The organism is Paraflavitalea soli (assembly GCF_003555545.1).
GTDB lineage: Bacteria > Bacteroidota > Bacteroidia > Chitinophagales > Chitinophagaceae > Paraflavitalea > Paraflavitalea soli.
Genome location: NZ_CP032157.1, coordinates 26,198 through 50,766, shown reverse-complemented (window position 1 = coordinate 50,766; position 24,569 = coordinate 26,198). Strand labels below are relative to the sequence as shown.

General features: G+C 48.9%; 23 protein-coding genes. 15 read left to right on the top strand and 8 right to left on the bottom strand.

Annotation, left to right across the window (positions count from 1 at the left end):
* Positions 1–28: 28 nt before the first annotated feature.
* Entirely contained in the window at positions 29–436 is a 408-nt protein-coding gene (locus D3H65_RS00225) for a winged helix-turn-helix transcriptional regulator (protein WP_119054331.1), read from the bottom strand.
* Positions 437–522: 86 nt separating this feature from the next.
* Between D3H65_RS00225 and fabF the strand changes: the two genes are divergently transcribed.
* Positions 523–1,764, top strand: coding sequence for a beta-ketoacyl-ACP synthase II (gene fabF, locus D3H65_RS00220; RefSeq protein ID WP_119048334.1), 1,242 nt, complete (start codon positions 523–525; stop codon positions 1,762–1,764).
* Here fabF and D3H65_RS00215 read toward each other — a convergent pair.
* Positions 1,761–2,597, bottom strand: coding sequence for a CvfB family protein (locus D3H65_RS00215; RefSeq protein ID WP_119048333.1), 837 nt, complete (start codon positions 2,595–2,597; stop codon positions 1,761–1,763). The two genes, fabF and D3H65_RS00215, sit on opposite strands and share 4 nt — an antisense overlap.
* Before the next feature lie 109 nt (positions 2,598–2,706).
* On the bottom strand, positions 2,707–3,702 hold the full coding sequence (locus D3H65_RS00210; protein WP_119048332.1) for a Gfo/Idh/MocA family protein: 996 nt from the start codon (positions 3,700–3,702) through the stop codon (positions 2,707–2,709).
* A 110-nt stretch (positions 3,703–3,812) separates the two neighbouring features.
* Here D3H65_RS00210 and D3H65_RS00205 point away from each other — a divergent pair, with 110 nt between their 5' ends.
* Positions 3,813–4,547 (top strand): SDR family NAD(P)-dependent oxidoreductase, encoded by a 735-nt coding sequence (locus D3H65_RS00205; RefSeq protein WP_119048331.1) that lies wholly within the window; start codon positions 3,813–3,815, stop codon positions 4,545–4,547.
* A gap of 56 nt (positions 4,548–4,603) precedes the next feature.
* Here D3H65_RS00205 and D3H65_RS00200 read toward each other — a convergent pair whose 3' ends face one another.
* The gene (locus tag D3H65_RS00200; protein ID WP_119048330.1) at positions 4,604–5,305 is read right to left on the bottom strand and encodes an ArsR/SmtB family transcription factor; all 702 of its coding nucleotides are present in this window, start codon (positions 5,303–5,305) and stop codon (positions 4,604–4,606) included.
* Between the two features lie 74 nt (positions 5,306–5,379).
* Here D3H65_RS00200 and D3H65_RS00195 point away from each other — a divergent pair, with 74 nt between their 5' ends.
* The 8 genes from D3H65_RS00195 (at position 5,380) to D3H65_RS00160 (ending at position 13,140) form a co-directional block, all read left to right on the top strand.
* Positions 5,380–6,534, top strand: a complete 1,155-nt coding sequence (locus tag D3H65_RS00195) for a cytochrome P450 (RefSeq protein WP_162915308.1) — start codon at positions 5,380–5,382, stop codon at positions 6,532–6,534.
* A 240-nt stretch (positions 6,535–6,774) separates the two neighbouring features.
* The gene (locus D3H65_RS00190) at positions 6,775–7,239 is read left to right on the top strand and encodes an NUDIX domain-containing protein (RefSeq protein ID WP_119048328.1); all 465 of its coding nucleotides are present in this window, start codon (positions 6,775–6,777) and stop codon (positions 7,237–7,239) included.
* A 27-nt stretch (positions 7,240–7,266) separates the two neighbouring features.
* Complete coding sequence (locus D3H65_RS00185; protein ID WP_119048327.1) at positions 7,267–8,490, top strand: XdhC family protein; 1,224 nt, start codon at positions 7,267–7,269, stop codon at positions 8,488–8,490.
* On the top strand, positions 8,487–9,080 hold the full coding sequence (locus tag D3H65_RS00180; protein ID WP_119048326.1) for a nucleotidyltransferase family protein: 594 nt from the start codon (positions 8,487–8,489) through the stop codon (positions 9,078–9,080). Before D3H65_RS00185 ends, D3H65_RS00180 begins: the two co-directional genes overlap by 4 nt.
* A gap of 102 nt (positions 9,081–9,182) precedes the next feature.
* Positions 9,183–10,121 (top strand): SMP-30/gluconolactonase/LRE family protein, encoded by a 939-nt coding sequence (locus tag D3H65_RS00175; RefSeq protein ID WP_119048325.1) that lies wholly within the window; start codon positions 9,183–9,185, stop codon positions 10,119–10,121.
* A 96-nt stretch (positions 10,122–10,217) separates the two neighbouring features.
* Entirely contained in the window at positions 10,218–11,678 is a 1,461-nt protein-coding gene (locus D3H65_RS00170; protein ID WP_119048324.1) for an alpha-L-fucosidase, read from the top strand.
* Between the two features lie 84 nt (positions 11,679–11,762).
* Complete coding sequence (locus tag D3H65_RS00165) at positions 11,763–12,191, top strand: VOC family protein (protein ID WP_119048323.1); 429 nt, start codon at positions 11,763–11,765, stop codon at positions 12,189–12,191.
* A 91-nt stretch (positions 12,192–12,282) separates the two neighbouring features.
* Positions 12,283–13,140, top strand: coding sequence for a ThuA domain-containing protein (locus tag D3H65_RS00160; RefSeq protein ID WP_119048322.1), 858 nt, complete (start codon positions 12,283–12,285; stop codon positions 13,138–13,140).
* A gap of 114 nt (positions 13,141–13,254) precedes the next feature.
* On the opposite strand, the gene D3H65_RS00155 is transcribed toward D3H65_RS00160, so the two are convergent.
* Positions 13,255–14,130: a polysaccharide lyase gene (locus D3H65_RS00155; protein ID WP_119048321.1), complete on the bottom strand. Its 876-nt coding sequence runs from the start codon at positions 14,128–14,130 to the stop codon at positions 13,255–13,257.
* A gap of 301 nt (positions 14,131–14,431) precedes the next feature.
* Here D3H65_RS00155 and proB point away from each other — a divergent pair, with 301 nt between their 5' ends.
* Positions 14,432–15,463 carry a glutamate 5-kinase gene (proB, locus tag D3H65_RS00150; protein ID WP_119048320.1) on the top strand — a complete coding sequence of 344 codons (1,032 nt, stop codon included), beginning with the start codon at positions 14,432–14,434 and terminating at the stop codon, positions 15,461–15,463.
* A gap of 12 nt (positions 15,464–15,475) precedes the next feature.
* Complete coding sequence (locus tag D3H65_RS00145; RefSeq protein WP_119048319.1) at positions 15,476–16,717, top strand: glutamate-5-semialdehyde dehydrogenase; 1,242 nt, start codon at positions 15,476–15,478, stop codon at positions 16,715–16,717.
* 5 nt (positions 16,718–16,722) lie between these two features.
* On the opposite strand, the gene D3H65_RS00140 is transcribed toward D3H65_RS00145, so the two are convergent.
* Positions 16,723–16,971: a hypothetical protein gene (locus tag D3H65_RS00140; RefSeq protein ID WP_119048318.1), complete on the bottom strand. Its 249-nt coding sequence runs from the start codon at positions 16,969–16,971 to the stop codon at positions 16,723–16,725.
* 215 nt (positions 16,972–17,186) lie between these two features.
* Between D3H65_RS00140 and D3H65_RS00135 the strand changes: the two genes are divergently transcribed.
* Positions 17,187–18,074 carry a glycoside hydrolase family 43 protein gene (locus D3H65_RS00135; RefSeq protein ID WP_119048317.1) on the top strand — a complete coding sequence of 296 codons (888 nt, stop codon included), beginning with the start codon at positions 17,187–17,189 and terminating at the stop codon, positions 18,072–18,074.
* Between the two features lie 94 nt (positions 18,075–18,168).
* Complete coding sequence (locus tag D3H65_RS00130) at positions 18,169–19,743, top strand: hypothetical protein (RefSeq protein WP_162915307.1); 1,575 nt, start codon at positions 18,169–18,171, stop codon at positions 19,741–19,743.
* A gap of 245 nt (positions 19,744–19,988) precedes the next feature.
* Here D3H65_RS00130 and D3H65_RS00125 read toward each other — a convergent pair whose 3' ends face one another.
* The gene (locus D3H65_RS00125) at positions 19,989–20,717 is read right to left on the bottom strand and encodes a LytR/AlgR family response regulator transcription factor (RefSeq protein ID WP_119048315.1); all 729 of its coding nucleotides are present in this window, start codon (positions 20,715–20,717) and stop codon (positions 19,989–19,991) included.
* Positions 20,714–21,760, bottom strand: coding sequence for a sensor histidine kinase (locus D3H65_RS00120; RefSeq protein ID WP_119048314.1), 1,047 nt, complete (start codon positions 21,758–21,760; stop codon positions 20,714–20,716). Before D3H65_RS00120 ends, D3H65_RS00125 begins: the two co-directional genes overlap by 4 nt.
* 244 nt (positions 21,761–22,004) lie before the next feature.
* On the opposite strand from D3H65_RS00120, the gene D3H65_RS00115 reads away from it, so the two are divergent.
* Positions 22,005–24,452 carry an outer membrane beta-barrel protein gene (locus D3H65_RS00115; RefSeq protein WP_119048313.1) on the top strand — a complete coding sequence of 816 codons (2,448 nt, stop codon included), beginning with the start codon at positions 22,005–22,007 and terminating at the stop codon, positions 24,450–24,452.
* Positions 24,453–24,569: the final 117 nt, after the last annotated feature.

Genomic DNA, 24,569 nt, shown 5'->3' with positions numbered 1-24,569 from the left:
AGACGGAGCCTGGCGGCTTCCGGAGAGGCTACTTTAAGTGCATGTCCTGCAGTCTTTGTTTCACCTGCCTGATGCCTTTGGTGTAATTCTTTCTTGCTTCGCCGAGGATAATATCTCTGTGGGGATTGAGTTTATCGGCATATTGATCAGACCACATGCCAATGGCAATGATGACGGGCAGGAGGTCGATCCCTTTTTGGGTCAAACTATAGATCAATTTCTGCTTATGCTCTTTGCTTTTTTTCTTTACGATGATCTTCTGCTTTTCCAGCATGGCGAGCCTGTCGGCCAAGATATTGGTAGATATGCCCTCCGCCGATTCCAGGAACTCCCCGTAATAGCGTTTACCAAAGAACATGAGGTCCCTTATGATTAGGAGTGTCCATTTGTCGCCAAAGACCTCCAGCCCGAAATTTAAAGGACAATCTGACCGCATAAACATCCTGTTGAAGTACTTGCAAAAATACAATAGTTATTTTGTACTTTTGCGATTCACTTGTAAAATACAAGTGGTTTAATTTTATGAAAAGAGTAGTTATAACCGGCCTGGGAGCACTTACCCCCCTGGGCAATGATGTAGCCACCTTTGGCAAGAATTTATTTGAAGGCAAGAGCGGAGCGGGGCCTATTACCCGATTTGACCCTACCCTCTTCAAGACCAAGTTTGCCTGTGAACTCAAGGGATTTAATGCCGCTGATTTTCTGGACAAAGCCGACATCCGCAAAACAGACCCCTTTACGCAATATGCACTGGTGGCTGCCGACCAGGCTGTAAAAGACTCGGGCCTTGATTTCAGCAAGATGGATCCCTTTGCTACCGGGGTTATCTGGGGCTCGGGCAATGGCGGTATGCAGACGTTTGAAGAGCAGGTAAAGGAGTATGCCACCGGCAATTTTGTACCCAGGTTTAGTCCCTATTTCTGTCCCAAGATCATTGTGAATATAGCGGCCGGCCTTATTTCCATGAAATATGGTTTAATGGGCATCAATTATGCCACGGTATCGGCCTGTGCCACCTCTAATACGGCCATTATGGACGCCTTCAACTATATCCGTTGGGGCAAGGCCAAGGTAATGATCACAGGTGGTTCTGAAGCGCCTGTTACAGAAGCATCGATTGGCGGCTTCAGCTCCATGAAGGCACTTTCCACCCGCAATGATGACGCGGCAGCGGCTTCCCGCCCTTTTGATGTAAACCGGGACGGCTTTGTGATGGGTGAAGGCGCCGGTGCGCTGGTACTGGAAGAATACGAACATGCCAAACAAAGAGGCGCTACGATCTATGCAGAACTGGCAGGAGCGGCCATGACGGCGGATGCCTATCACATGACGGCTACCCACCCTGAAGGATTGGGCGCTTATATGGCCATGAAATTTGCGCTGGAAGATGCGGAATTGAATGCGGGTGATGTAGATTACCTGAATGCACATGCTACTTCTACCCCGGTGGGTGATCTGAGCGAAGTTGCCGCTATAGCCCGGTTGTTTACGGAGAAAGACAATTTAGCAGTAAGCGCTACCAAGTCGATGACCGGCCATTTGCTGGGCGGCGCGGGCGCTATTGAAGCCATAGCAGGTATCCTGAGCATTAAACACTCGCTGGTGCCTCCTACGATCAATCTCTCCGACCGTGATCCGGCCATACCAGGCTGGATGAACATCGTGAGTGGCAAGACCATAGAAAAAGAGGTGAATGTAGCGATGAGCAATACATTCGGCTTTGGGGGCCACAACGGGATCGTGGTATTTAAGAAATTTAACTAATCTTCCTCAGTAGATTTGATACCGGTGGTGGTGAAAGCAATTTTACGTTGTTTGAACAAACCACCGGTAGTCATTTTAAAGGTCTTTTTACTCATACCAAAAAAGCCGTAGATCTCATCGGGCGATGACTTATCGTTGTATGGCAGGTAGCCATTGTTTTCTTTCAGCAGGCGCAATACTTTCGCTGATTCATCTTCTACGCGCTGGTAACCGGGCTTGCCAATGACCACGTCGATCTTATTGTCGGGATAAATATGCTTCACATACCCTTTGAACGACTGGCCTTCTGATATATGCCGGTAGATCTCATTGAAGTGTAATACGCCGGTATGGCGGTGGTTGATGATCATCGCATAACCAATATCAGTACGACGCCATACGGTAAGGTCTACCACATCCATTGGCTTTACGGTAAGCTCTTCATTGCTCAGGAAGGGCTCGAGCTTTTCGGTGGCGGCTACCCTGCCTGTTTGCTCATCAATGAATATTTTCACCAGGTACCTGCCGCCGGGGCGCATGCCCATCAATTGCTTGGATTTGGGCACAAAAATATCTTTCATCAGTCCCCAGTCCATAAAAGCACCCTGGGGTGTAACAGATACGACTTCCAGCATCACGATCTCGCCCACGATACCCGCCGGGCGTTGGGTAGTAGCGATCAGCCTTTGTTCGGAATCGTGGTATACAAATACTTCCAGGTCATCGCCTTCCTTCGCGCCCTGGGGCACAAAACGTTTAGGCAGGAGGATGCCTTCGGCCCCATCTTCCAGGTACAAACCAAAATCTACTGTCCGGATCACTTTCAATGTATTGTATTCTCCTACCTTGATCATATCTTATTGCGGTTACTATTAAATTGACACACTTAGACGGCTTCGACAGCGTTTATCCCGCCTTAGCGGGACTCAGTCTGACACCCGGTTTCCTGAACAAAGGTAGTTCTTATTCATCAGCAGCATACTTTATCCCGGCGGCCTTGCGGATGGCATCCAGGGTTTCCATCAATTCCAGGGTATCGGCAAAGCGCATGACGGGGCTTTCCGTGAGCCCTTTTTGCAGGCATTCTGTTACATGCCGGGCTTCGTATTGATAGCCAAAACCGTCTTCCCTGGGCACTTCGACCACTTCGCGGGTATCCAGCCGGCCGGAATAGTACTCTATCCGGGCAGTGGGATCAAAGAACCTGGAAGTAAGCCTGATGCGTCCTTCCGTGCCGCAGATATCGGCTTCCGTGGCCAGGTCGGTGGCGAAGGTGGAGAAGAGTTGCGCCACAGCACCATTGTTGTATTTGAACAATACGGCGCATTGTTCATCCACGCCCGTGGGGGCAGCGGTCATACTGGCCTCTATGATATCGGGTTTGCCCAAAATACTCATGGCCAGGAAGGCATTGTAAATGCCGATGTCCATAATGGAACCTCCTCCCAGCAAGGGATCATACAAACGGGGCGACACCGGCGCCAGGGGCTTAAAGCCAAAGTTGACCAATACACTCTTTACGGCGCCCAGTTTGCCCTGGCTGAGCATTTCCTGTACTTTATCATATTGAGGCAGAAATTTGGACCAGAGGGCTTCCATGAGGAAGACCTTCTTCTCTTTTGCCAGGTTGATCATGGCTTTGGTTTGCCGGCTGTTCATGGCAAAAGGCTTTTCACAAAGGATGGCCTTCCCGTGCTGCAGGCACAACAACACGTTTTCATAATGCAGGCTGTGGGGCGTTGCTATATAAATAACATCCACGGCCGGGTTGGCGGCCAGGGCTTCGTAACTATCATGCTTATATTCTACGGGGAAAGCAGCTGCAAAAGCATCGGCTTTTGCCATGCTCCTGGAGCCGACGGCTACCAGTCTGGCATCTTTAACGAGCAGCAGGTCTGTAGCGAATTTCTTTGCAATATGTCCGCAACCAAGTATTCCCCAGCGTATGATGGCACCCATAGTATTTGTTTGGTATAAGGGCCTAAAAATAGGAAAGAACTAATGAATAGGACGACAGCAAATTTTTGCCGGGCTTAGACGCATCCCCTGGGAATATTATCTTTGCGCCCATGCACACAACAGCCGGCAAGAACATACTAATACTGGGCGCTAATTCGGATGTGGCCAAAGCAGCCATTAAATTGTATGTGGAACAGGGACATACGGTAGTAGCAGCTTCGCGAAGTACGGAAGAACTGGACCGCTTTGTGAGGGAAAACATCAGCACGCCGGTGCGCGTGATCGTACAGTCTTTTGATGCGGTAGCCTTTGGCACTCACCAATCTTTTTATGATAGTCTGCCGGCCAAACCACATATTGTAGTGTATGCTGCCGGCTTCCAGGTAACGAATGAGGAAGCGCTGGTAAACTGGACAGGCACCTACCAGATGATGAATGTGCATTATGCCGGTGCTGTATCTATTCTCAATATCATTGCGATGGATAATTCCAACACGCAGCTGGAGCGGATCATTGGATTGAGTTCACTGTCGGGTGTGCGTGGCCGCAAAAGCAATTTTGTATATGGCAGCACGAAGGCAGCTTTTACTACCTACCTCGCCGGTCTGCGGCAATACCTCTCATCACGAAAGATCACTGTCAACGCCATTGTAGCGGGATATATCCGTAGCAAGATGACGGCGCACCTCGACCTGCCGGAATCGCTGCTGCTGGAACCGGCTTTCATTGCGGATGTAATTGTGAATGCTCCCAAACGTTTTACGATCGTGCCGGGCTTTAAATGGAAGATCATCTACAATATACTACGATTGCTGCCTGAAGGATTGGTGGCGAAGCTGCCGTAACGGCAATCGTGAATCGGCAATGCGCTTGCTTCGATAGCAGATTTATATGTGCCATTCTATTGAGAACCAGCTGTTGAAACGGGAACGCCCAGTTGGGCAAGGGCCTTCTCTCCTTTGCCGGTGAGTATAACGGTGCGCTCATTGGCCTTCCTGCGTATCCAGTTCAAGGCCAGCATTTGATCGAGCAGGGCAGCACCCAGGGCTCCTGCGAGGTGGTGTTTCTTTTCCGTCCAGTCGAGGCAGGGCCGGGCAAAGAAACGCTTCTGCTGCCTGACGGCTGCTATATCAACCCCTATGCTATCGAACCATGACATCCCTTTGTTGGTGACATCAAATTCATCTTCCTTTAGCTGAATGATCTTTTGTTTTACCAGTCCCTGGGTTAAGTTGACGGCTATCCTGCCAGCGAGGTGATCATAACAGGTGCGGGCATATTGGATATCGCCGTTCTTAAATGACCTATCGCGGTGTAGCTTCTCCTGATGGGGTATCAACCGGGAAATGGCTTCCATAGCAGTGGCCACTTCCGGTTTGGCAAAGCGGTAATAACGGTGCTTGCCCTGCTTTTCCATTTTCAGGAGATCAGCTTCTATTAATTTATTGAGGTGATTGCTGGCAGACTGTGGCGAGATACCGGCCATCAGGGCGAGCTCACCGGCAGTATAAGCCCGGCCATCCAACATACTCCATAACATGGCAGCACGCGCCGGCTCTCCGATCAGGGAAGCGATGGCGGAAAACTGTTGATCAAATTCCATAGTTCATTGTGGGATGAAATGTAAGGATTTAAAGGTAGTTATTATTGCAGCATCATACCAAGCAAAAAACATTTATGCAACCTGTTTTGTTCCCACAATCAACAGTCAACAACCCTTTTGAAATATATGCCAGGAAACTACAGGAAAGCCCTGTATACAGAGATGAAGCACAACAGGTGTGGGGCATTTATTCTTACGAACATTGCCTGCAGTTGCTAACGGGTAATGATGCACATATTCCAGCTTTACCAGTACTGCCCGCAGGTACATTAAATGATCAGGTGCTGACTATTATTGAACACCATACGCGGCTGAACAATGGTACAGCACATCGAAGCACCCGGGAAATTGCGATGGGTTTATACAATGCCCGGCTACCTATTTCTCCTATCGGGTTACTGGCGACCAGCCTTAGCCATAAAAACCTACGCAACGAAATAGATTGGGTACAGGAGGTAGGCAAACAATTACCGCTGGCTTGTATGCTGCAGGAATTTCAATTCAACGAAAAGGACAGGGAGTCGATATTGATGTATATAGCCGTGCTGGTAAAAATCATGGTACCGGATAAAACAGCGCAACAGATAGCAGCCATCAATGCGGCTACCAGGGAGGTTTACCAATTAACAGAAAGGCATATCCTGCATACGCCTTCGCTGTATGCAATTGCACATAACGTAAGCAAGGTTTCTTTTCCGACGGCATTGGCCATGACAGTGGCCAACCTGGTGGGACTGATGATCCAAAGTTATGATGCAGGCAGGGGGATATTATGCAACACGCTGTTACAGGCATTGCAGCATCGGGAGTTGGCCGGACAGCCGGGTAAAGAAAAAGCGATGGGACAGTTGGTGATGGAAACGCTGCGTTATGATCCTCCTGTACATCATACGCGACGGGTATTAACCAATGATGTATTGCTGCATGGCCAGGAACTGAAAAAAGGAGATACGGCGATACTGGTACTGGCAGCGGCCAACCGGGACGCCATGCACTTTGAACGACCGGATGCATTTGATATCTACCGGGCAAACAATGAAGCGCATTTGACCTTTGGAGCAGGCGCGCACCGGTGCATGGCCAATCATAGCACTGTTCGCTTTGCAACGGAAATACTGAACTACCTGCTGACCCGATATCCCCGCCTGCAATTGTTGACCACGGAAATAACCTATGAGCCTGCTATGAATGTGAGGCTGCCGAAGGAAATGATGCTTTCGTTATCTTAATTGCTTACAGGTATAGCCATGAATAAAAAAGCCATCCGGCACGTAGCGGGATGGCTTTCCTGACCCCTTGGTCAGCAGATATTTTGATGGATCTTACTCCGGTTAGGCGAAACCAACCTGGAGTGCCCATGAATGATCTGTAGATTTCATGAATACCTCCTTTTCTTTGGTGAGTAATAAAGTTAGGGAAAAACATCCATGCGCGGGGTACACTAATAAATTTTTAACTTTAGGATACACATGGCGAAACAAAGTGCCGGTATCCTGTTGTACAGGAAAATCCACAAGTCGATTGAAGTGCTGCTGGTATATCCCGGCGGTCCCTATTTCTCTGGCAAAGATGCAGGCAACTGGACGGTGCCCAAAGGTGAATTTATAGAGGAAGAAGAAGCGCCTTTAGCGGCAGCCATCCGGGAAATGGAAGAAGAAACAGGATTTCGCCCAGAAGGGCCTTTCACCGCCCTCAGCCCCATTAAACAAAAGAGCGGTAAAATTGTTCACTGCTGGGCGCAGGAAAGTGACCTGGATGTATCCACTATCCTGAGCAATACTTTTGAATTGGAATGGCCACCCAAATCGGGCAAACGGAAGACTTTTCCGGAAGTAGAAAAAGCTGCCTGGTTCCCGCTGGAAGCGGCCAAAAAAAAGATCAATGAACGGCAAATACCGTTGCTGGAAGAATTGCAGCAAATCATACAAGGTTAAGTCTGATTTATTAACTTTCCGCTGGTTATGAAAGAGATCGAAGATATTATCCAATCATATAAAAAGGCAGTAGCAGCCGGAAAGAAAACGGCCCTGGCCACTGTAGTGTATGTGGAAGGCTCCTCCTATCGCCGACCCGGTGCGCGGATGCTGGTAACGGAAGATGGTGAATTGACGGGCGCCATCAGCGGCGGCTGCCTGGAAGGTGATGCACTCCGGAAGGCATTATTGGCGATATCGCAACAAAAAAATAAGTTGGTCACGTATGATACGACAGATGAGGATGATGTACAATTTGGCGTACAACTGGGTTGTAATGGCATTGTGCACATCCTCTTTGAGCCCATTGATCCCACGCTGGCAGATCATCCGGTAGCCTTGCTGGAAAAAGCATCGCTGTCAGAAATGGATACGGTGATCGTAACCTTGTTCTCGCTCAGTACTTATGATGGACTGCAGCCTGGCACCTGTGCCTTATACTACGAAGGAGGCATCAACAAACGGCTGGCTTATCCGGCACTGGAACCTGCTATTGCCCAGGATGTAGCAACGGTATTTCATTATAAGAACTCAATACTGGGCCAATATCAACTGGATGGCGATACGATCAGCGGTCTTATCGAATGGCTGGCGCCCCCGGTGTCGCTGGTCATTGCAGGAGCGGGCAACGATGTTTTTCCACTTGTACAGATGGCGCATATTGCCGGATGGCATACAACGGTGGCCGATGGCAGGCCAGGGCATGCCAACCGACAACGTTTTCCCGATGTACGGCGCATCGTTACAGGTAAGCCAGCCATCGTAATGGAACAATTGCGCATGGGTGCGCAGACAGCGGTATTGCTGATGACGCACAATTACAATTACGACAAGGCCATGCTGGCATTGCTGCTGCCACAGTCCTGTCCCTATATTGGTGTGCTGGGCCCCTCCCGGAAGATGGAACGCATGCTCCAGGAGCTGACCACTGAAACGGGGCTGGTGGTTGATGATGCGATGCGCAGCAGGATCTATGGTCCCACGGGACTTGATATCGGTGCTGAAACCTCCGAAGAAATTGCCTTGTCTGTAATGGCAGAGATCAAAATGGTGATGGCGGGCAAAAACGGGCAGCCGCTTCGTGAAAAGGCAGGCCCCATTCATGGGCAGGTGCATGCCACCTTCCGTTTTGAGAAAAATGCGTTTCCAGATGATCCGATCACCTGCGCCATCAACGAACAGTTGTCCAACGACAATCCCTCTACTATATGACGACCGCCGTTTTGCTGCTGGCGGCCGGCGCTTCCTCGCGCATGGGGCAACCCAAAATGTTCCTGACCTACCAGGGTAAAACGCTGCTGCAACACACGGTAGAAGTGGCCGCGGGGATCAGTCATCCTGTATTTGTGGTGGCCGGTGAACAGTATCAGGCTATGGAAACTGCACTCGCGGGCTTTCCGGTTCAACTTATCCATCACGAACAATGGCAGCAAGGAATAGGTTCCTCCATTGCAGCAGGCATTCATGGCATCCTGCGGGCCGGATACACACCAGATGCTGTTATCATTACGGTATGTGATCAGCCATTCCTGCATACGGAGCTATTGCAGGAGATGATCATGGTGCAGGCATTGTCGGGCAAAGGCATGGTGGCCTGCGCGTACAGTGATACGCTGGGCACGCCTGTATTGTTTCGCAAACAATACCAGGCTGCGCTTCAGAAGCTGAACGGGCAACAGGGCGCCAAACGGTTGCTGCAGCAATTTCCTGATGATGTGGCTACGGTGCTTTTCTCCCAGGGAAGTATTGATATTGACACCCCCGAAGATTATGAAAGGCTGGCTAATTTGAAAATGAGGTGATTTGAAAATTTGATAATAGCTTTTGAGCTGCCCATTGGCCAGGAACTAAAATTTGATGAATTAGCAATGCTTCCTTAGCATTGTATACTTAATTGCGCCAATATGAACATCAACCGGTCCTTTTTAACCATTGCCTTATCAGCGTTCTCAGCAGGGCTGCTTTCCTGCAGTTCTTCCGGCAAAGCTACTAACGCTACCACTTCAGGTACAGACACTTTATCTCCTGTTTATGCCAACGCACAGCCCCAACTGATTGCCCGGCAATTCAGTTTTACGGAAGGTCCTGCTGCAGACAAAGCCGGCAATATCTTTTTCACGGATCAGCCCAATGATAAAATATGGAAGTACGATACGGAAGGAAAGCTGTCTTTGTTCCTGGATAAAACGGGCCGATCGAATGGCCTGTACTTCGACAGAAAAGGCAATCTCATTGCCTGTGCGGATGATGCCAACGAATTATTGGCCATTGGGCCTGATGGCAAAGTGACGATCCTGATGACGAACTACCTGGGCAAAAAAATGAATGGCCCCAATGACCTGTGGATCGACCGGAAGAATGGCATTTACTTTACGGATCCTTATTACCAACGGGATTACTGGACACGGAAAAAACCGGAACTGGACAAACAACAAGTATACTACCTGGCGCCCGGTAAAAAAGATCCGGTAATGGTAGCGGACAGCTTTACGCGTCCCAATGGTATTGTAGGCACCAAAGATGGCAAAACGCTGTATGTGGCGGATATTGGCGCAGGGAAGATCTATAAGTATCGCATCAATAAAGACGCTACGCTCAGTGACCGGGTATTGTTTGCATCTCAGACGGCAGATGGCATGACGCTCGACAATGAAGGAAACCTGTATGCTGCAGGCAATGGCATCACGGTATACAATGCTGCCGGCACCAAGATCGCGCATATTGACATCCCTGAGAAGTGGACAGCCAACCTCTGTTTCGGTGGTAAGGACAGGGATCAGTTGTTCATCACGGCTTCCACAGCGGTATACACTTTGCGCATGCGTGTAAAAGGAATTGAATAAATCAGGTTGACGAATGCTGTACTTTTAGGGTAATGGCCGGCTGAAACGACATTGTACAAATTACCGTCCTTATTATTTACTTATACCAATTGTAACATGCGCACTTCCTTCAAGCACTGTCTTCTGCGTTTCTCCTGGTTATTATTACCGGCAGGGGTATTGGCCCAAAGCAATGTAAAACCACCGGCCCCTGTATTACCTGTGCCAACTCCGCAACAACTGGCCTGGCATAAGATGGAGATGAATGCTTTTGTGCATTTCACCACCAATACGTTTACGGATCTGGAATGGGGCTATGGAGATGAGCAGCCTGGGATCTTCAATCCCACGCAGACAGATGCAGGTCAATGGGCCAGGACGCTGAAAGAAACAGGATTTAAGACGATGATCTTAACCTGCAAACACCATGATGGTTTTTGTTTGTGGCCCAGCCAATACACAGAACATTCGATTAAGAACAGTCCCTATAAGAAAGGCAAGGGTGATATTGTACGGGAAGCCCGTGATGCCTGTAAAAAATATGGTTTGCAATTCGGGGTGTACTTATCGCCCTGGGACAGGAACCGGGCGGATTATGGCCAGGCTTCTTACCTCACCTATTACCGCAATCAGTTGAAAGAGTTGTTCACCAAATACGGGCCTGTTTTTGAAATGTGGTTTGATGGAGCCAATGGAGGTGATGGTTACTATGGTGGAGCCAGGGAAAAGAGACAGATCAATGGTGCCACCTATTATGACTGGCCCACTACTTTAAATATGGTGCGTAGCATGGCGCCAAATGTTATTTTTTTCAGTGATGCAGGTCCTGGTGTACGCTGGGTAGGTAATGAGCGCGGCGTGGCCGGCGCTACCAATTGGAATACGATCTCTACAGATACCTTGTATGCCGGCAAACCCAATATTGAAAAGCTGCTGAATACGGGTTCACCTGATGGAAAGCAATGGGTGCCTGCGGAAGTAGACGTGTCTATCAGGCCAGGCTGGTTTTATCATGCCAAAGAAGACAGCCTGGTAAAAACACCGGAAAAGTTATTCGAGATCTACCTGACCTCGGTAGGTCGGGGCTCCACCCTGCTGTTGAATATTCCACCCGACCGCCGCGGCCTGTTCCATGAGAACGATGTAAAGGCACTTCGCGGCTTTGCCGGCTTACTGAAAAAAGCCTTTGGCAAGAACCTGGCATTCAAAGCAGCCGTGCAAGCTGATAGTTACCGCGGGAAGGAAGCAGCTTATGCTGTATCTAATATTACTGATGGCAATCCAGATTCTTATTGGGCTACGGATGATGACAAGACTACGGGCCAACTGGAAGTGACGCTGCCGGCACCGTCTTCCGTACAATATATCGTGTTGCAGGAATACATACAACTGGGACAGCGGGTACAATCATTTACGGTAGAAGCCCTGTTGAAAGATGGCTGGAAGCAAATAGCAGCGGGTACCACCATTGGCTATAAACGAATATTAAAGGTTTCGCCTATACAAACTGCTAAACTAAGGGTCAACATAACGGGTGCTAAAGCCTGCCCGGTCATATCCAATTTAGAAATATATTAATTCGCCTTCTACTGCTGACATAGGGCTGTCACCAGGTGGTATTAGTTTTGTATCATCATCTAATAACACTAAAACGACAGTAATATGGCCACTACACACACTTTACGGGGATTTGCAACGGTTAGTTTTTATGCCGCAGATATGGCGGCAGCCAGGAAATGGTATACAGAACTGCTGGGTATCGAACCCTATTTTGCGAAGCCCAATGCTGAAAACCCCGCTTATCTTGAGTTCCGTGTGGGAGACTTTCAACATGAGTTGGGCATTATTGACAGCAAATATGCCCCTCACCAAACGGGGACAGCAGCCGGGGGCAGCATTATGTACTGGCATGTTGACAAGTTGGAGGAGATGCTTGAAAGGGTGAAAGGCATGGGTGCTAAAGAACATGAAGGCATCACAGAACGTGGGGCAGGATTTGTGACTGCTTCGGTGGTTGATCCATTCGGCAATATCCTGGGCCTGATGTACAATCCGCATTATGTGGAAATACTGGGTACACTCAAAAAGTGATAAGGCGGGTGCTTAACTGAAACGTTTAAGTAGTATCCCATTTAGCAGATAGGAAAAAGCCTTAATTTGGGCGAAACCTGCTATTACCCATATGAACAAGATTACCGTAAGAACGATTGTTTATTGTGTCCTTAGTCTGACCTGCTCATTCAACCTGACAGCGCAAAACAAAGCTCCTCTCTTTAAGGTCATTGGTTTTTTTACGGCCAAAAGCGACCAGGCGCATATCAGCTATGTGCATGAGGCCAACAAGTGGCTGGCGCAGGCGGCGGCAGACAATCACTTTACTTACGACTCTACAAATAACTGGAGTAATCTGAATGCCGGTTTCCTGTCGCAATACCAGGTAGTACTGTTCCTGGATACGCGTCCCGAATCTGCAGACCAACGAAGGGCTTTCCAGGAATACATGGAAAAAGGCGGTGGCTGGATCGGTTTTCATTTTGCCGCATTTGCACTTACGCCCTCCGCATTTCCGGAAAACTGGGACTGGTACCACAACCAATTTATAGGCGCTGGGCAATACAAGAGCAATACCTGGCGTCCCACCTCGGCAGTATTGCGGGTAGAGGATCGAAAACACCCTTTCACGCAACACTTGCCAGCTACTTTTTCTTCAGCACCGAATGAATGGTATCGCTGGGAAAAAGACCTGCGTAAGAACCCGGACATTAAGATCCTGTTATCTATTGACTCCACCAGTTTCCCGCTGGGCACAGGTCCCAAACAGCATGAAATATGGCATAGCGGCTATTACCCGGTAGCCTGGACGAATACGCACTACAAGATGCTCTATGTAAATATGGGGCATAACGATATTGATTACGAAAACAAAACGAATAAGGAGTTGTCCTTCACGTTCGCCAATCAAACACAAAACAAATTTATCCTGAATGCTTTGTTGACCATGGGAAAGGCTGGTAAAGCTACGGCCAGTTCCAAAAAGTAACAGCGGTGCCCGATAACGCATGAAAAAGCCCCGGCATACTCTTTTTTAAAGAGCTGTTCCGGGGCTTTCATCATATGGTCTTGCCGGGTGCGCGCAGTTAGTTATCTATACCAGTTAACTGATCTTATGCACTGACAGGTTGTCGTAATAAATATATCCCTCGGTGGATGACATCCAATAATCCTGGCTGCCGCCGCGGAATGTATGGAAGGTAACATTCTTGATCATACGTTGAGCATCGTTGGTCGTCCACCGGATAGGAATATCCAGTAAGGTAGTGCCATCAATGAGGATCTGAGCACGACCATTGGTACTGCTGCCGGTATTGCTCTTGATGTACATGTGCACATGGTAGGTTTGCCCTTTGACAAGGCTACCGGAGGAGGGATATGATTTGCCGAAATTGTCTCCATACTGGCCCACCTGATCCCTGTGGTACACATAGGGGTGGAAATATACACGGCCATTGTTGTTGTACCACATGAGGCGCAGGGTGCCACCATTGCCATCCCAGGCAGGATCGCCGCCGGCATTGCCTTCACCAATAGCGAAGCCAAAGCCCAGTTTTCCTCCCCTGCTCCAATCGAACTGGCTATGGAAACGAATGTCAAAATCGAGTTCATAGGCAGTGCCGTCTGATACATCGATATTGCTGACGATACCGCCCGCGCCTGATAAGGCATTGGGCAATAAGGTCACACGCAGGTTTCCATTGGAGATCATGGAGCGGGATTGATTCCAGCCACTGATATTTCCGAAATCGGCACTGGCCTGGGCAGAGGTATACTGGCTGCCGTGGGTGTAACTGTCCCAATTTTCGGAAAAGGTGCTGTTGATGGCATTTAATTCAACTTCCTCGGGCGTACCCCCGATGGGTTGTTCTTCCGCAACGGGTTCCTGAAGCGGTTGTTTTGAACAGGATAAGACAGCTATGCAAAGTATTAAGCTCAACATAGCAAGATAATGGTGTGATCTGGTTTTGATTTGCATTTTTCTTCATTTAATTGGATAGAAAATATAAATAGGACAAGACCATACAATAAAGGTGGGCTTGAACACGCCCGGGCAGGCGTTTTAGCAGCAAATCACTTGAAGAAACGAAGCAAACTGAGGTACCAGCAGTAGATTATTGGCACACCAGTAAAAGGAAGATACAAAACGGCTATGATGCATTTGTATGATGGATTAGCATTTTATTAAGCTGTATATTCCTGGTACCGGAATTAAGGGATGAGCATTAGCCGGTTATTTATTATTTTTACGGCTATTACTCTATAAAACAAGTATAGAAATGTCGGGCAAAGTGTTAGTTGTCAAGTTAGGTACAGCTGTGATCAGTAACCAGGAAGGGAGTATTGATACGGGCATTATTCAAAAGGTGGCTGCGGAGATCGCTTTACTGAGTAAAAAGTACAAGGTGGTGCTGGTATCGAGTGGTGCGGTGGGCAGCGGAAAGAAATTCCTGCGGGATTATAAGGGCACCTTATCAGAACGCAAGGCAGCGGCGGCGGTGGGCAATCCCGTTCTCATACAATTGTATGCGCAATATTTTGCCCCGCATGGTATTCCGGTGGCGCAGGCGCTTTGTGAGCGGGTACACTTTTCCAACCGTAAGCAGTTCCTGCAACTAAAGGAGACCTTTTCCACCTTCTGGGAGAATGGCATTTTGCCGGTGGTGAATGAGAATGACCTGGTGAGCAATGTGGAGATCAAATTCTCGGACAATGATGAGCTGGCTACGCTGATCGCTATCGGATTTGATGCATCGGCGCTGGTACTCTGCACCTCTTCGGGTGGCTTGCTGGATGATCAAAAGCAGGTGATACCACGCATCGACAAAGTAGCTTCGGTCATGAAATATGTGAGTACGGAAAAGAGCGGATTAGGATTGGGCGGTATGATCTCCAAACTCACTTTTACGCGACTGGCCACTTCGCTGGGCATCCAGGTGGTGATCTGCGGACTGAAAGGAGAGAAACCTTTGTCGGCGGCACTGGAAGGCCGCAATGGTTCTTATTTCGTACCACAATCTTCTACGCTGGGCGCCCGCCAGAAATGGCTGGCCAGTGGTTCGGTAACCCTGGGAACTATCTATGTTGACAAAGGGGCGGCCAAAGCGCTGCAATCCAGGAAAAGTTTGCTGACTGTTGGCATAACGAGTGTAACGGGCAAGTTTGGGGTGGGCGAAGTAGTGCAATTGATGGACGAGGAAGGCACGATCCTGGGAGTGGCCAAAACAAGAGCGGACGCGAAAGCGATCAACAACCAACTGGCTGTGAAAAATGTGATTGCCGCACATGCTGACGACATCGTTTTATTTTAATGACTACGGAACATGCAGAAAATATTACCGCTTCTTATAAAAACACACAAGGCAGCAACCAGTCTGCAGGGCCTTAGCAATCAACAGCTGCAACAGCTGCTGCGGGCATTGGGGGATGAACTGATCGCGCAAACGAACGCCTTGCTGAAAGCCAATGCAAAAGACCTTGCCCGGCAGGCTCCCGACAATCCGCGTAATGACCGATTGCTGCTGACGGAAGCCCGCATAAAAAATATAGCGAACAGCATTAAGAAGGTGGCCAAGCTACCCGACCCTACAGGCAAGGTATTGGAGCAAAGAACGCTTCCCAATGGTTTACAATTGCAAAAGATCAGTGTGGCGCTGGGTGTGGTAGGTGCTATTTATGAATCAAGGCCCAATGTAACCTTCGATATTGCCGCGCTATGCCTGCGCAGCCGCAATGCCTGTGTATTGAAAGGCAGCAGTGAAGCAGCTGACACGAATGAACTGGGCGTGAAGCTCATTAAAAAAGTATTGAAAGCGCAAGGAGTAAATCCGGATGTGGTGACCTTATTACCAGCCGCGCGGGAAGTGGTGGATCAATTATTTACTGCTACGAAATACATTGATGTATTGATACCCCGTGGTTCGGAAGGGCTGATACAATATGTGCGCAAGAACAGCCTGGTGCCGGTTATTGAAACAGGCGCGGGTGTGGTGCATGTATACGTGGAGCGGAAAGCCAACGTGCAAAAGGCAATCGCCATTGCTGTAAATGCCAAAACCTCGCGACCTTCGGTATGCAATGCAGCAGATACTATCCTTGTAGATAAACAAGTGGCCAAAAGCTTTCTGAAAGGGATCGCTCCTTTGTTCAAGGCATTTGAGGTAAAGGTATTTGCTGATGCTGCTGCCTATGGTTTATTGAAGGGTTATCCTCATTTACAAAAAGCAGCGCCGTCTGACTTTGGGCGCGAGTTCCTGAGTCAGCAATGTGCGATCAAAATAGTAGCCGGGATAGATGAAGCGCTGGAGCATATTGCTACTTATTCTACCCGTCATTCTGAAGCGATCATATCGGAAGATAAAAAAGCCTGTGAACGATTTATCCGGGAAGTGGACGCTGCAGCGGTATACACAAATGCCTCCACCCGCTTTACGGATGGGGAGGAATTTGGGCTGGGCGCCGAGATCGGCATTTCCACCCAGAAGCTGCATGCGCGTGGTCCTTTTGCGCTGGAAAAGCTGGTAACGGAGAAATGGGTGATCCGGGGGAATGGGCAAATACGGTAGGCTGCTTATTGAGCCTGTAATTTTTGACTGATCGCTGCTTCCACCACATCGGATAAGTCTGCCCCCTCATCATCGATTGCCCGCCAACCGCTGACCTCCGCATCCCAGGTGAATACATGATAAGTACTGGCGTTGACGCTTACATAAAAGCGTTTTTCGTCATTAAAATCGAAGGGCTGTATTTTCACTTCATAAGGGGCTTTATCTACCAACAGGGTAAAGGTTTTTGTAGCTGCTACACTGGTTCCTGGCATAATGAAAAGTTTTAAAGTGGTTATTAGATTGCAAAATGTACCGTCGGGGGATCAGGCACAAAAATGACACCAATGTATTTGAACGGGCGCATTTTATCTCCCTGCGGTTGTTATTCCCCATTTTTCAGTTCTTAATTTCCCACCACAGATTGAGGTAGCAGGTGTAAGATCATGAGGCGCTCCTTTGTGGCCGCTAAATTGTAGGTGATTTTCGCATGAGAACCGGCAACCCAATTATCAGTAACCTGTTTACGGCCGATCCGACGGTGCTGGCCTGGAATGATACGGTCTATTTGTATACGGGACATGACGAAGCAGCTTATCCGTCAGCAACCTATGTTATGAAGGATTGGTTATGCTTTTCGTCGAAGGATCTTGCTACCTGGACAGCAGGTCCTCACCGCCTGAAGGCCACTGATTTTCTATGGGCCCAAGGAGATGCTTACGCCTCTAAAGTGATCCATCATAAAGGTAAATTTTACTGGTATGTATCGGTCACTCACTCCACCATTGAAGGCAAAGCGATCGGGGTGGCAGTTGCCAATGATCCACTGGGACCCTTTACAGATGCGCGGGGCTCGGCGCTTATTACAGGCCATGACATTCATACAATCGACAGCACAGGACAGAATTTTGACCCTACAGTATTGGTAGATGACAATGGATCAGCTTACCTGTTCTGGGGAAAAGATATGTGCTATTATGCGCAGCTTGGCGAGGACATGATCTCCTTACAAAGTGCTGTGCGCAAAATATCGCTGCCGGGATTTATGGAAGGTGCCCATTTGCATAAACGGGGAGAATGGTATTATCTTTCTTATGGGTATGGCAGTCCTGAAAAGGTAGGTTATGCCATGAGCCGGAGCATTCACGGCCCCTGGGAATTTAAAGGTATCCTGAATGAACTGGCGGGCAATTGTGAGACAAACCGGCCAGCTATCCTCCCCTTCCGGGGCAAAGATTATTTCTTTTACCACAATGGCGGTTTGAAGGATGGTGGTAGTCATCGCCGCTCTGTATGCCTGGACTACCTATACTACAACGATGATGGCACGATGAAAAGAGTGATCATGACATCTGAAGGTGTAAGGCCACTCTACTAGCAACCTTCACATACAATATTCGGCTGTTCGCATACAAGGATCCAGGAACGGGCCCTTTAGGGTATATTTTTATTTATTATAATAAATACCCCCCATGCGATTAAGAACAACTTTGCTGATCGGATCATTACTTGTGACCTCAGGCGCCTATGCCCAGGTAGGCATCAATTCCGACGGCAGCGGGCCGGACAACAGCGCCATGCTGGAAGTAAAAAGCACCACGAAAGGATTGTTGATCCCCTCTATGACAGCGGCCCAACGGACTGGCATTGCCACGCCGGCGACAGGCCTGCTGGTATTCCAAACGGATGGCACCGCAGGATTCTATTATAACAACGGTACGCCTGCCATTCCTAACTGGATAATGCTGACGACAGTCAATGCCAGCTGGCAAATGACAGGCAATAGTGGCACCGCACCAGCCACCCATTTTTTAGGTACTACGGATGCGCAGGACTTGCTGCTGAAATCAAACAATACCGAGCGACTGCGGGTAAGGGCCAATGGACAGGTACTCATCAATGGCAGCCCGGCAAAATCGAATAGCGATGCACTGGAAGTCTTCGGAGCCGGCGTGGCCGGAGCAACAAGTGGATTTGGTTTCCCGATCAACGGATACAGCTCGGGTGTCTTTGCAGGAGTGTATGGGGAGAATAATGGCTCCGGGCAGGGATTACTGGGACAAAATACTTCTACTGGTGTAGGCGTATATGGTGCTAATAGCAGTACGGGTTATGGGGTAGCAGGTATATCGATGAGCGGATCTGGCGTAATGGGGCAAACGAATTCCACTATCAACCCCGGCATCCGGGGAACAAACAGCCATATCGCAGGAACAGGCATCCTGGCATTGGGCAATAATCTTTCCACTGGCGCTACCAATGCTAACGGCTCGGGCCTGGCAGCCAATGGACAGTATGCAGGTACTTATTCAATGGCTACAGATGCTGGTACAGGTATTGGTACGATCTCGCTGGGCAATGGCATGACTACTTATAACAATATAGGCGCTGGCGCCGGTACGATCGCTGCGGGCCAAAACTTTGGCGTGATCGCGTATGCCGGAACCTCGGCCGGGCCTGTAACGAACGGCAAATGGGCAGGCTATTTTGATTATTTGCCTTCGGGTAACGGATTTGCCTACATCGGCGGCCGTACAAGTAATGTGGACTACGCTATCCTATCCAGCGGGGTAAAATCGACCATGGTGCCGGATGAGGAAGGAAGGAACCGGATCATGTATTGCCCTGAAGCGCCAGAGGTATTGTTTACAGATGCCGGAACAGGTGAACTGGTGAATGGGAAGGCGCATATCCGGATCGATCCCATCCTGGCGCGTAATATTGCGGTGAGTAAGGAGAAGCCGCTAAAAGTGTTCATTCAGCTGGAAGGTGATTGCAATGGAGTGTATGTAACGAATAAATCAGCAGCAGGTTTTGATGTGATCGAACTGAACGGCGGCACTTCGAATACAGCTTTCAGTTACCAGTTAATTGCCAACCGCGCGAATGCGGTGGAGGTGAACGGACGGGTACGTGCTGCGTTTGCGGATGCCCGCTTCCCGGTAGGGCCTGAAAGGCCGCAGGGGAAGGTAACAGCATCAAGCAGGCAAGCGGCGGCCGTGGTGGAAGCGCCTGCGGAAAGGGTTGGTGAAGGGGGACAGCGTTAGGGTAGCCCCTATGGGGCAAAGAAATTTGTCTGCGATCATGTCTACAAAGCGGTAGCCCCAATGGGGCAAAATACACGTTTGATACGATTGCTTGCTACAAAGCGGCAGCCCCTACGGGGCAGAATACACGTTTGATACGATTTTGCTACAAAGCGGTAGGCCCGATGGGGAGGTTTAGATCAGGGTGAGCCGCCCTTGGAGGGCGACCCACCCTTCGACGGCTTCGACAAGCTCAGCCTGACAAATTAAAGGCCCAGTTCTTTCAGGAAGGCTTCTTTGTAATTGCTGCCGACGGGTATTTCTATTTTGCCGATGTAGACCCTATTGCCTTCTATGAGGGAAATGGCCGCTTTGTTGATGATAAAGGAACGATGCACGCGCACAAATAAGGAACCGGGCAATTGCTGTTCGACAGCAGTGAAGGTCATGGCAGGCATGAGGGTTTGTTGCTGCATCACTATTTTGGTGTAGTTGCCATTGGCTTCGGCATAATAAATATCCTTGTAGGATAGCTTATAGATCTTACTGTCTATGCGCATAAAGGTGTAATCTTCTCCTTTGCCTTCCATCCTGTCGGATGAAGATGTAGCTGATGGTGAAGCAGACATCCTGTTTATCTGGCTAATGGCCTTGTCGACGGCTACCATGAAGCGGTCGAGGGAGAATGGCTTGAGGAGGTAATCACAGGCGGCCAGATCGAAGGCATTCACGGCGTACTCTTTGTAGGCAGTGGTGAAAATGACCTGAGGCGGATCTTTTACGGTCTTGAGAAAAGAGATACCATCGAGCACGGGCATATTAATATCGAGGAAAAGAATATCCACGTGCTGTTGTTCCAATACGGCTTTTGCTTCCAGGGCATTGGTGCAGGAAGCCACGACATTCAGTTGTGTCAAATGGCCGCAATAAGCTTCGATGATCTCCCGGGCAATGGGCTCATCATCTGCAATCAGGCAGTCGAACCTGTTTATCATTTCTTCACTTTTAGTTGCAGGGTCACGTTATAATATTCTTCGTCGTCCTCTATCTCGAGGTTGTACTCTTTTTCATACAATAGTTCCAGTCGCTTGCGCACATTGTCGAGCCCGAATCCACTATTGGCGTTCAAGATACCTTTTTCTGTGCGATCGGCTCTATTGGAATTTCTGACAGAAAACAAAATGGTATTGCCCCATATTTTCAATTTGATGTCGATGAAGATCTCCTGCTGGATACTATTCTTTGCATGCTTGAAAGCATTTTCTATAAATACGATCAGGAGCAGGGGGGCTATTTTGATCCTGGCATCTATGTGGTAATCAAATTCGGTGGTGAGCACAAGTTTTTCACCGATCCTGATCTTTTCGAAGTCGATGTAGTTGTGAATATAATCAAGCTCACTGCGGAGGGGCACGAACTGTTCGCGCGCCTCGTATACGGAATAGCGGAGCAGGTCGGAGAGCTTGAGGAGCAGGGGCGGCACTTTTTCATGGCGTGAGAGGGAGATGCCATAGATATTGTTGAGGGTATTGAAAAGGAAATGAGGACTCAACTGGCTCTGGAGAAATTTGAGTTCACTGTGGCTTTGTTCGGCGGTGGCGCGTGCATCCTGCAACTGATTTTTAATAGAAGAGCGCACCAGTTTGATGAGCATACCGGTGGCAATGCTAAGTATCAACAGGGGCAGGAAGGTAAATAAATAGGCCAGGAAGTGTTTGCTGCCGGAGATGGTAAGACCCGCCACGATGAATACGATGATGGTGCAGGCAAGCATGACCAGTATGAGTGTAATGATGAGCCAGCGGGGAGCGGTACGGTGTTTACTGATCCATAGCTGTGATACATACCGGCCGATATAAATGCCAGCCAGGAAATAAATGGTGACGAGAAAGGCCAACTGCTCGGATTGCCTGGTGAATAGGGCATCCATATAGAAATTGGCGGTGAGAAAGATGGGTATGCCCGCGCCCAGCACCAGCCAGAGGTGTTGTGTAGTACTGCTCTTTTGTTCGTTGCCTGCGTTATCCAAGATCTTCATATTTATTGTTTTTAGCCAACTGACTACCTGCAAAGCTGGCTTGCGGAATGCACCCGCTAAAACTTACCTGACGAACCGGGGTGCACCGATGGCAGAATCAGATTGTAAGGTGACGAAGGGCTTTGTCAGCCCAAAACGGCCTTCCGTCACGAAGCGGCGCCTATACGACAGGATTATTTCCCGGAGCTGGTATCCTGGGCCAAATTTGCTCATAAACCCTGTATAGCACAAAAATAACTACGCCATGAAATCATTCTTTACGATCCTTTGTACGATGCTTTTTTCGGTATACGCGCTGGCTCAGTCGAACAACAAGACGATCAGCGGCCAGGTCAAAGATATACAAAATGAACCCGTGCCGGGCGCTACGCTGCGGCTGGTGCAGGCCAAAGACTCGGCTACAGTACAAACCAAAACGGCGCGGGACAATGGCCGCTTTGAATTTTCCAACCTGCCCAATGGAGTGTACCTGCTGGTGATCACGGCTACGGGAACACAAAAATATACCAGTGCGCCGCTTACGCTGGAAGCAGACCGCACGCAGCTGGTATTGCCCGCCATCATCCTATTACCACAAAAGAAAGCCAACCTGAAGGAAGTGGTAGTGGTGGCCAAAAAGCCGCTGATTGAACAAGACATTGACAAAACGATCGTAAACGTGGAATCCATGATCAGTGCCTCCACCAGCAATACGCTGGAAGTATTGGAAAAAACACCGGGCATCACGGTAGATGCTAACGGGGAGATCAGCCTGCAGGGCTCTTCGGGTGTGAATGTGTTGATCGACGGACGTCCTACTTATATGAGTGGCCGTGATCTGGCTGCCTATTTACGGTCTTTGCCCGGCGGTATGCTGGATAAAATAGAACTGATGCCCAATCCACCGGCCAAGTATGATGCGGCGGGCGGCGCAGTGATCAATATCCGTCTCAAAAAGAAAAGAACAGAAGGATATGCCGGCAGTTTGAGCCTCAACTATAACCAAGGCAAACTGGCCCGGAGTTACAATTCACTTAACCTGAATTATCTCAACCGGAAAGTGAACCTGTTTGGCAATTTCAGTTATGGCCGGTACGCCGATTTCAATGACGATGTAAGCAATCGTGTGTTTTACGGCAGCAGCGCCCAAAAAAGCGCCAGCGTTGGCCTGGAAAATTATTCAACTTCGGGGAGTAATGAATTCAATGGCCGGATAGGCATGGACTATACGGTATCTTCCAAAACTACGCTCGGGTTTATTGTGAATGGCAGCGCAAGGCGCCGGAAGGAATACGTGGATTATGTAAGCAATAGTTATAGTGCGGGAGATGTGTTGGATTCTATTGGCTGGGGCGGTAGTGATAATACCAGTAACTGGCGTCAACTGAACGGCAATATCAACCTGCAACATAAATTTGACGATGCGGGCAGGGAGCTGACGGCGGATATCAATTATATCAACTACAATAATAAAGGGGACCAGGTGTTGCAGAATTTTGTAAGCGGTTCATCGGGCGGACAACTCCGCAACCAGGATTTTTACTATAACCTGCCCTCCAATATTGATATCTATACAGCGCGGGCTGATTATTCGCACCCATTGAAAAATAAGGCCAGCCTTTCAGGCGGGGTGAAGACCAGCTTTGTGGAGAATGACAATCAATCGGATTATTATGCAGTGATGGGTGGCACGCATACACCAGACTATGGCCGGTCGAACCATTTTATTTACCGGGAGAATATCAATGCGCTGTATGTGAATGGACGAAAGGACTGGAAAAGGATCGGCATGCAGCTGGGCCTTCGGCTGGAGAATACGCAAACGAAGGGACGCCAGTTGGGGAATGCGGTAGTACCGGCCAGTACCTTTACGAATGATTACACGGGATTATTTTCCACAGTGTATGTCAGCTATAAGCTGGACAGCCTGGGCAAGCACAATCTAATCTTAAACTACTCCCGCAGGGTGAACAGGCCCGGATACCAGCAACTGAATCCATTCCTGTTCTTTGTAGACCAGTATTCTTACAGCACGGGGAACCCCTACCTGCAACCCTCGTACAACAACAGTGTGTCGCTGACTTACCGGTACAAACAATTCTTTAATGGGATCTTCAATGTAGAGCGTGCCACGGATGGATTTTTCGGCGCCTCCAGGGTGGAAGACAATATCCTGATCACACGCCCGGAAAATATAGCCACCCGGCAATTGATCGCGGTACTTTTGTATTTCAACACGCTGCCTGCCAAATGGTGGACGCTCAACTTCCATATTGCAGGTGCACAGTTCTCCACAAAGGGACAACTGTACACGGAAAACCTGGACATCGTGATGTATACGTGGCGTACGAACCTGTTGAGCCAGTTCAGGTTTAACAAAGATTGGAGTGCCGAATTCTACGGGGCTTATAATGCGGCTATCAATAACTGGCAGCGGATGGTGCAACCCCGGTACTGGGTGAATGCAGCTATCCAAAAGAAAATATTGAAGGGCAAGGGTAATCTGAAGATCAATGTGGAAGATATTTTCCGTACGATGAAATGGGATGAAGAATTGAAGGGATTGAAGCAAGCGCAATCGCACCGCGTAAGTTTCAATGATACACGCCGGGTAGGTATCTCTTTCAGTTATAGTTTCGGTAAAGAAACGTTTACACGCAAGCGGAAGTACAATGATAATACGGCTGATGATGTGAAGGAAAGGGTGCAGTAAGGGAGAAAGATCAGGGTGAGCCGCCCTTGGAGGGCGACCCACCCTGATCTTTTTATTTGCACGCTAATCTACCTATTTGCATTTTGATCTATTTATTTGCATTTTGATCTATTTATT

Excerpts from the sequence above, each read along its gene's own strand:
- D3H65_RS00225 (WP_119054331.1), bottom strand. The coding sequence starts at position 436 with ATGCGGTCAGATTGTCCTTTAAATTTCGGGCTGGAGGTCTTTGGCGAC.
- fabF (WP_119048334.1), top strand. The coding sequence starts at position 523 with ATGAAAAGAGTAGTTATAACCGGCCTGGGAGCACTTACCCCCCTGGGC.
- D3H65_RS00215 (WP_119048333.1), bottom strand. The coding sequence starts at position 2,597 with ATGATCAAGGTAGGAGAATACAATACATTGAAAGTGATCCGGACAGTA.
- D3H65_RS00210 (WP_119048332.1), bottom strand. The coding sequence starts at position 3,702 with ATGGGTGCCATCATACGCTGGGGAATACTTGGTTGCGGACATATTGCA.
- D3H65_RS00205 (WP_119048331.1), top strand. The coding sequence starts at position 3,813 with ATGCACACAACAGCCGGCAAGAACATACTAATACTGGGCGCTAATTCG.
- D3H65_RS00200 (WP_119048330.1), bottom strand. The coding sequence starts at position 5,305 with ATGGAATTTGATCAACAGTTTTCCGCCATCGCTTCCCTGATCGGAGAG.
- D3H65_RS00195 (WP_162915308.1), top strand. The coding sequence starts at position 5,380 with ATGCAACCTGTTTTGTTCCCACAATCAACAGTCAACAACCCTTTTGAA.
- D3H65_RS00190 (WP_119048328.1), top strand. The coding sequence starts at position 6,775 with ATGGCGAAACAAAGTGCCGGTATCCTGTTGTACAGGAAAATCCACAAG.
- D3H65_RS00185 (WP_119048327.1), top strand. The coding sequence starts at position 7,267 with ATGAAAGAGATCGAAGATATTATCCAATCATATAAAAAGGCAGTAGCA.
- D3H65_RS00180 (WP_119048326.1), top strand. The coding sequence starts at position 8,487 with ATGACGACCGCCGTTTTGCTGCTGGCGGCCGGCGCTTCCTCGCGCATG.
- D3H65_RS00175 (WP_119048325.1), top strand. The coding sequence starts at position 9,183 with ATGAACATCAACCGGTCCTTTTTAACCATTGCCTTATCAGCGTTCTCA.
- D3H65_RS00170 (WP_119048324.1), top strand. The coding sequence starts at position 10,218 with ATGCGCACTTCCTTCAAGCACTGTCTTCTGCGTTTCTCCTGGTTATTA.
- D3H65_RS00165 (WP_119048323.1), top strand. The coding sequence starts at position 11,763 with ATGGCCACTACACACACTTTACGGGGATTTGCAACGGTTAGTTTTTAT.
- D3H65_RS00160 (WP_119048322.1), top strand. The coding sequence starts at position 12,283 with ATGAACAAGATTACCGTAAGAACGATTGTTTATTGTGTCCTTAGTCTG.
- D3H65_RS00155 (WP_119048321.1), bottom strand. The coding sequence starts at position 14,130 with ATGCAAATCAAAACCAGATCACACCATTATCTTGCTATGTTGAGCTTA.
- proB (WP_119048320.1), top strand. The coding sequence starts at position 14,432 with ATGTCGGGCAAAGTGTTAGTTGTCAAGTTAGGTACAGCTGTGATCAGT.
- D3H65_RS00145 (WP_119048319.1), top strand. The coding sequence starts at position 15,476 with ATGCAGAAAATATTACCGCTTCTTATAAAAACACACAAGGCAGCAACC.
- D3H65_RS00140 (WP_119048318.1), bottom strand. The coding sequence starts at position 16,971 with ATGCCAGGAACCAGTGTAGCAGCTACAAAAACCTTTACCCTGTTGGTA.
- D3H65_RS00135 (WP_119048317.1), top strand. The coding sequence starts at position 17,187 with ATGAGAACCGGCAACCCAATTATCAGTAACCTGTTTACGGCCGATCCG.
- D3H65_RS00130 (WP_162915307.1), top strand. The coding sequence starts at position 18,169 with ATGCGATTAAGAACAACTTTGCTGATCGGATCATTACTTGTGACCTCA.
- D3H65_RS00125 (WP_119048315.1), bottom strand. The coding sequence starts at position 20,717 with ATGATAAACAGGTTCGACTGCCTGATTGCAGATGATGAGCCCATTGCC.
- D3H65_RS00120 (WP_119048314.1), bottom strand. The coding sequence starts at position 21,760 with ATGAAGATCTTGGATAACGCAGGCAACGAACAAAAGAGCAGTACTACA.
- D3H65_RS00115 (WP_119048313.1), top strand. The coding sequence starts at position 22,005 with ATGAAATCATTCTTTACGATCCTTTGTACGATGCTTTTTTCGGTATAC.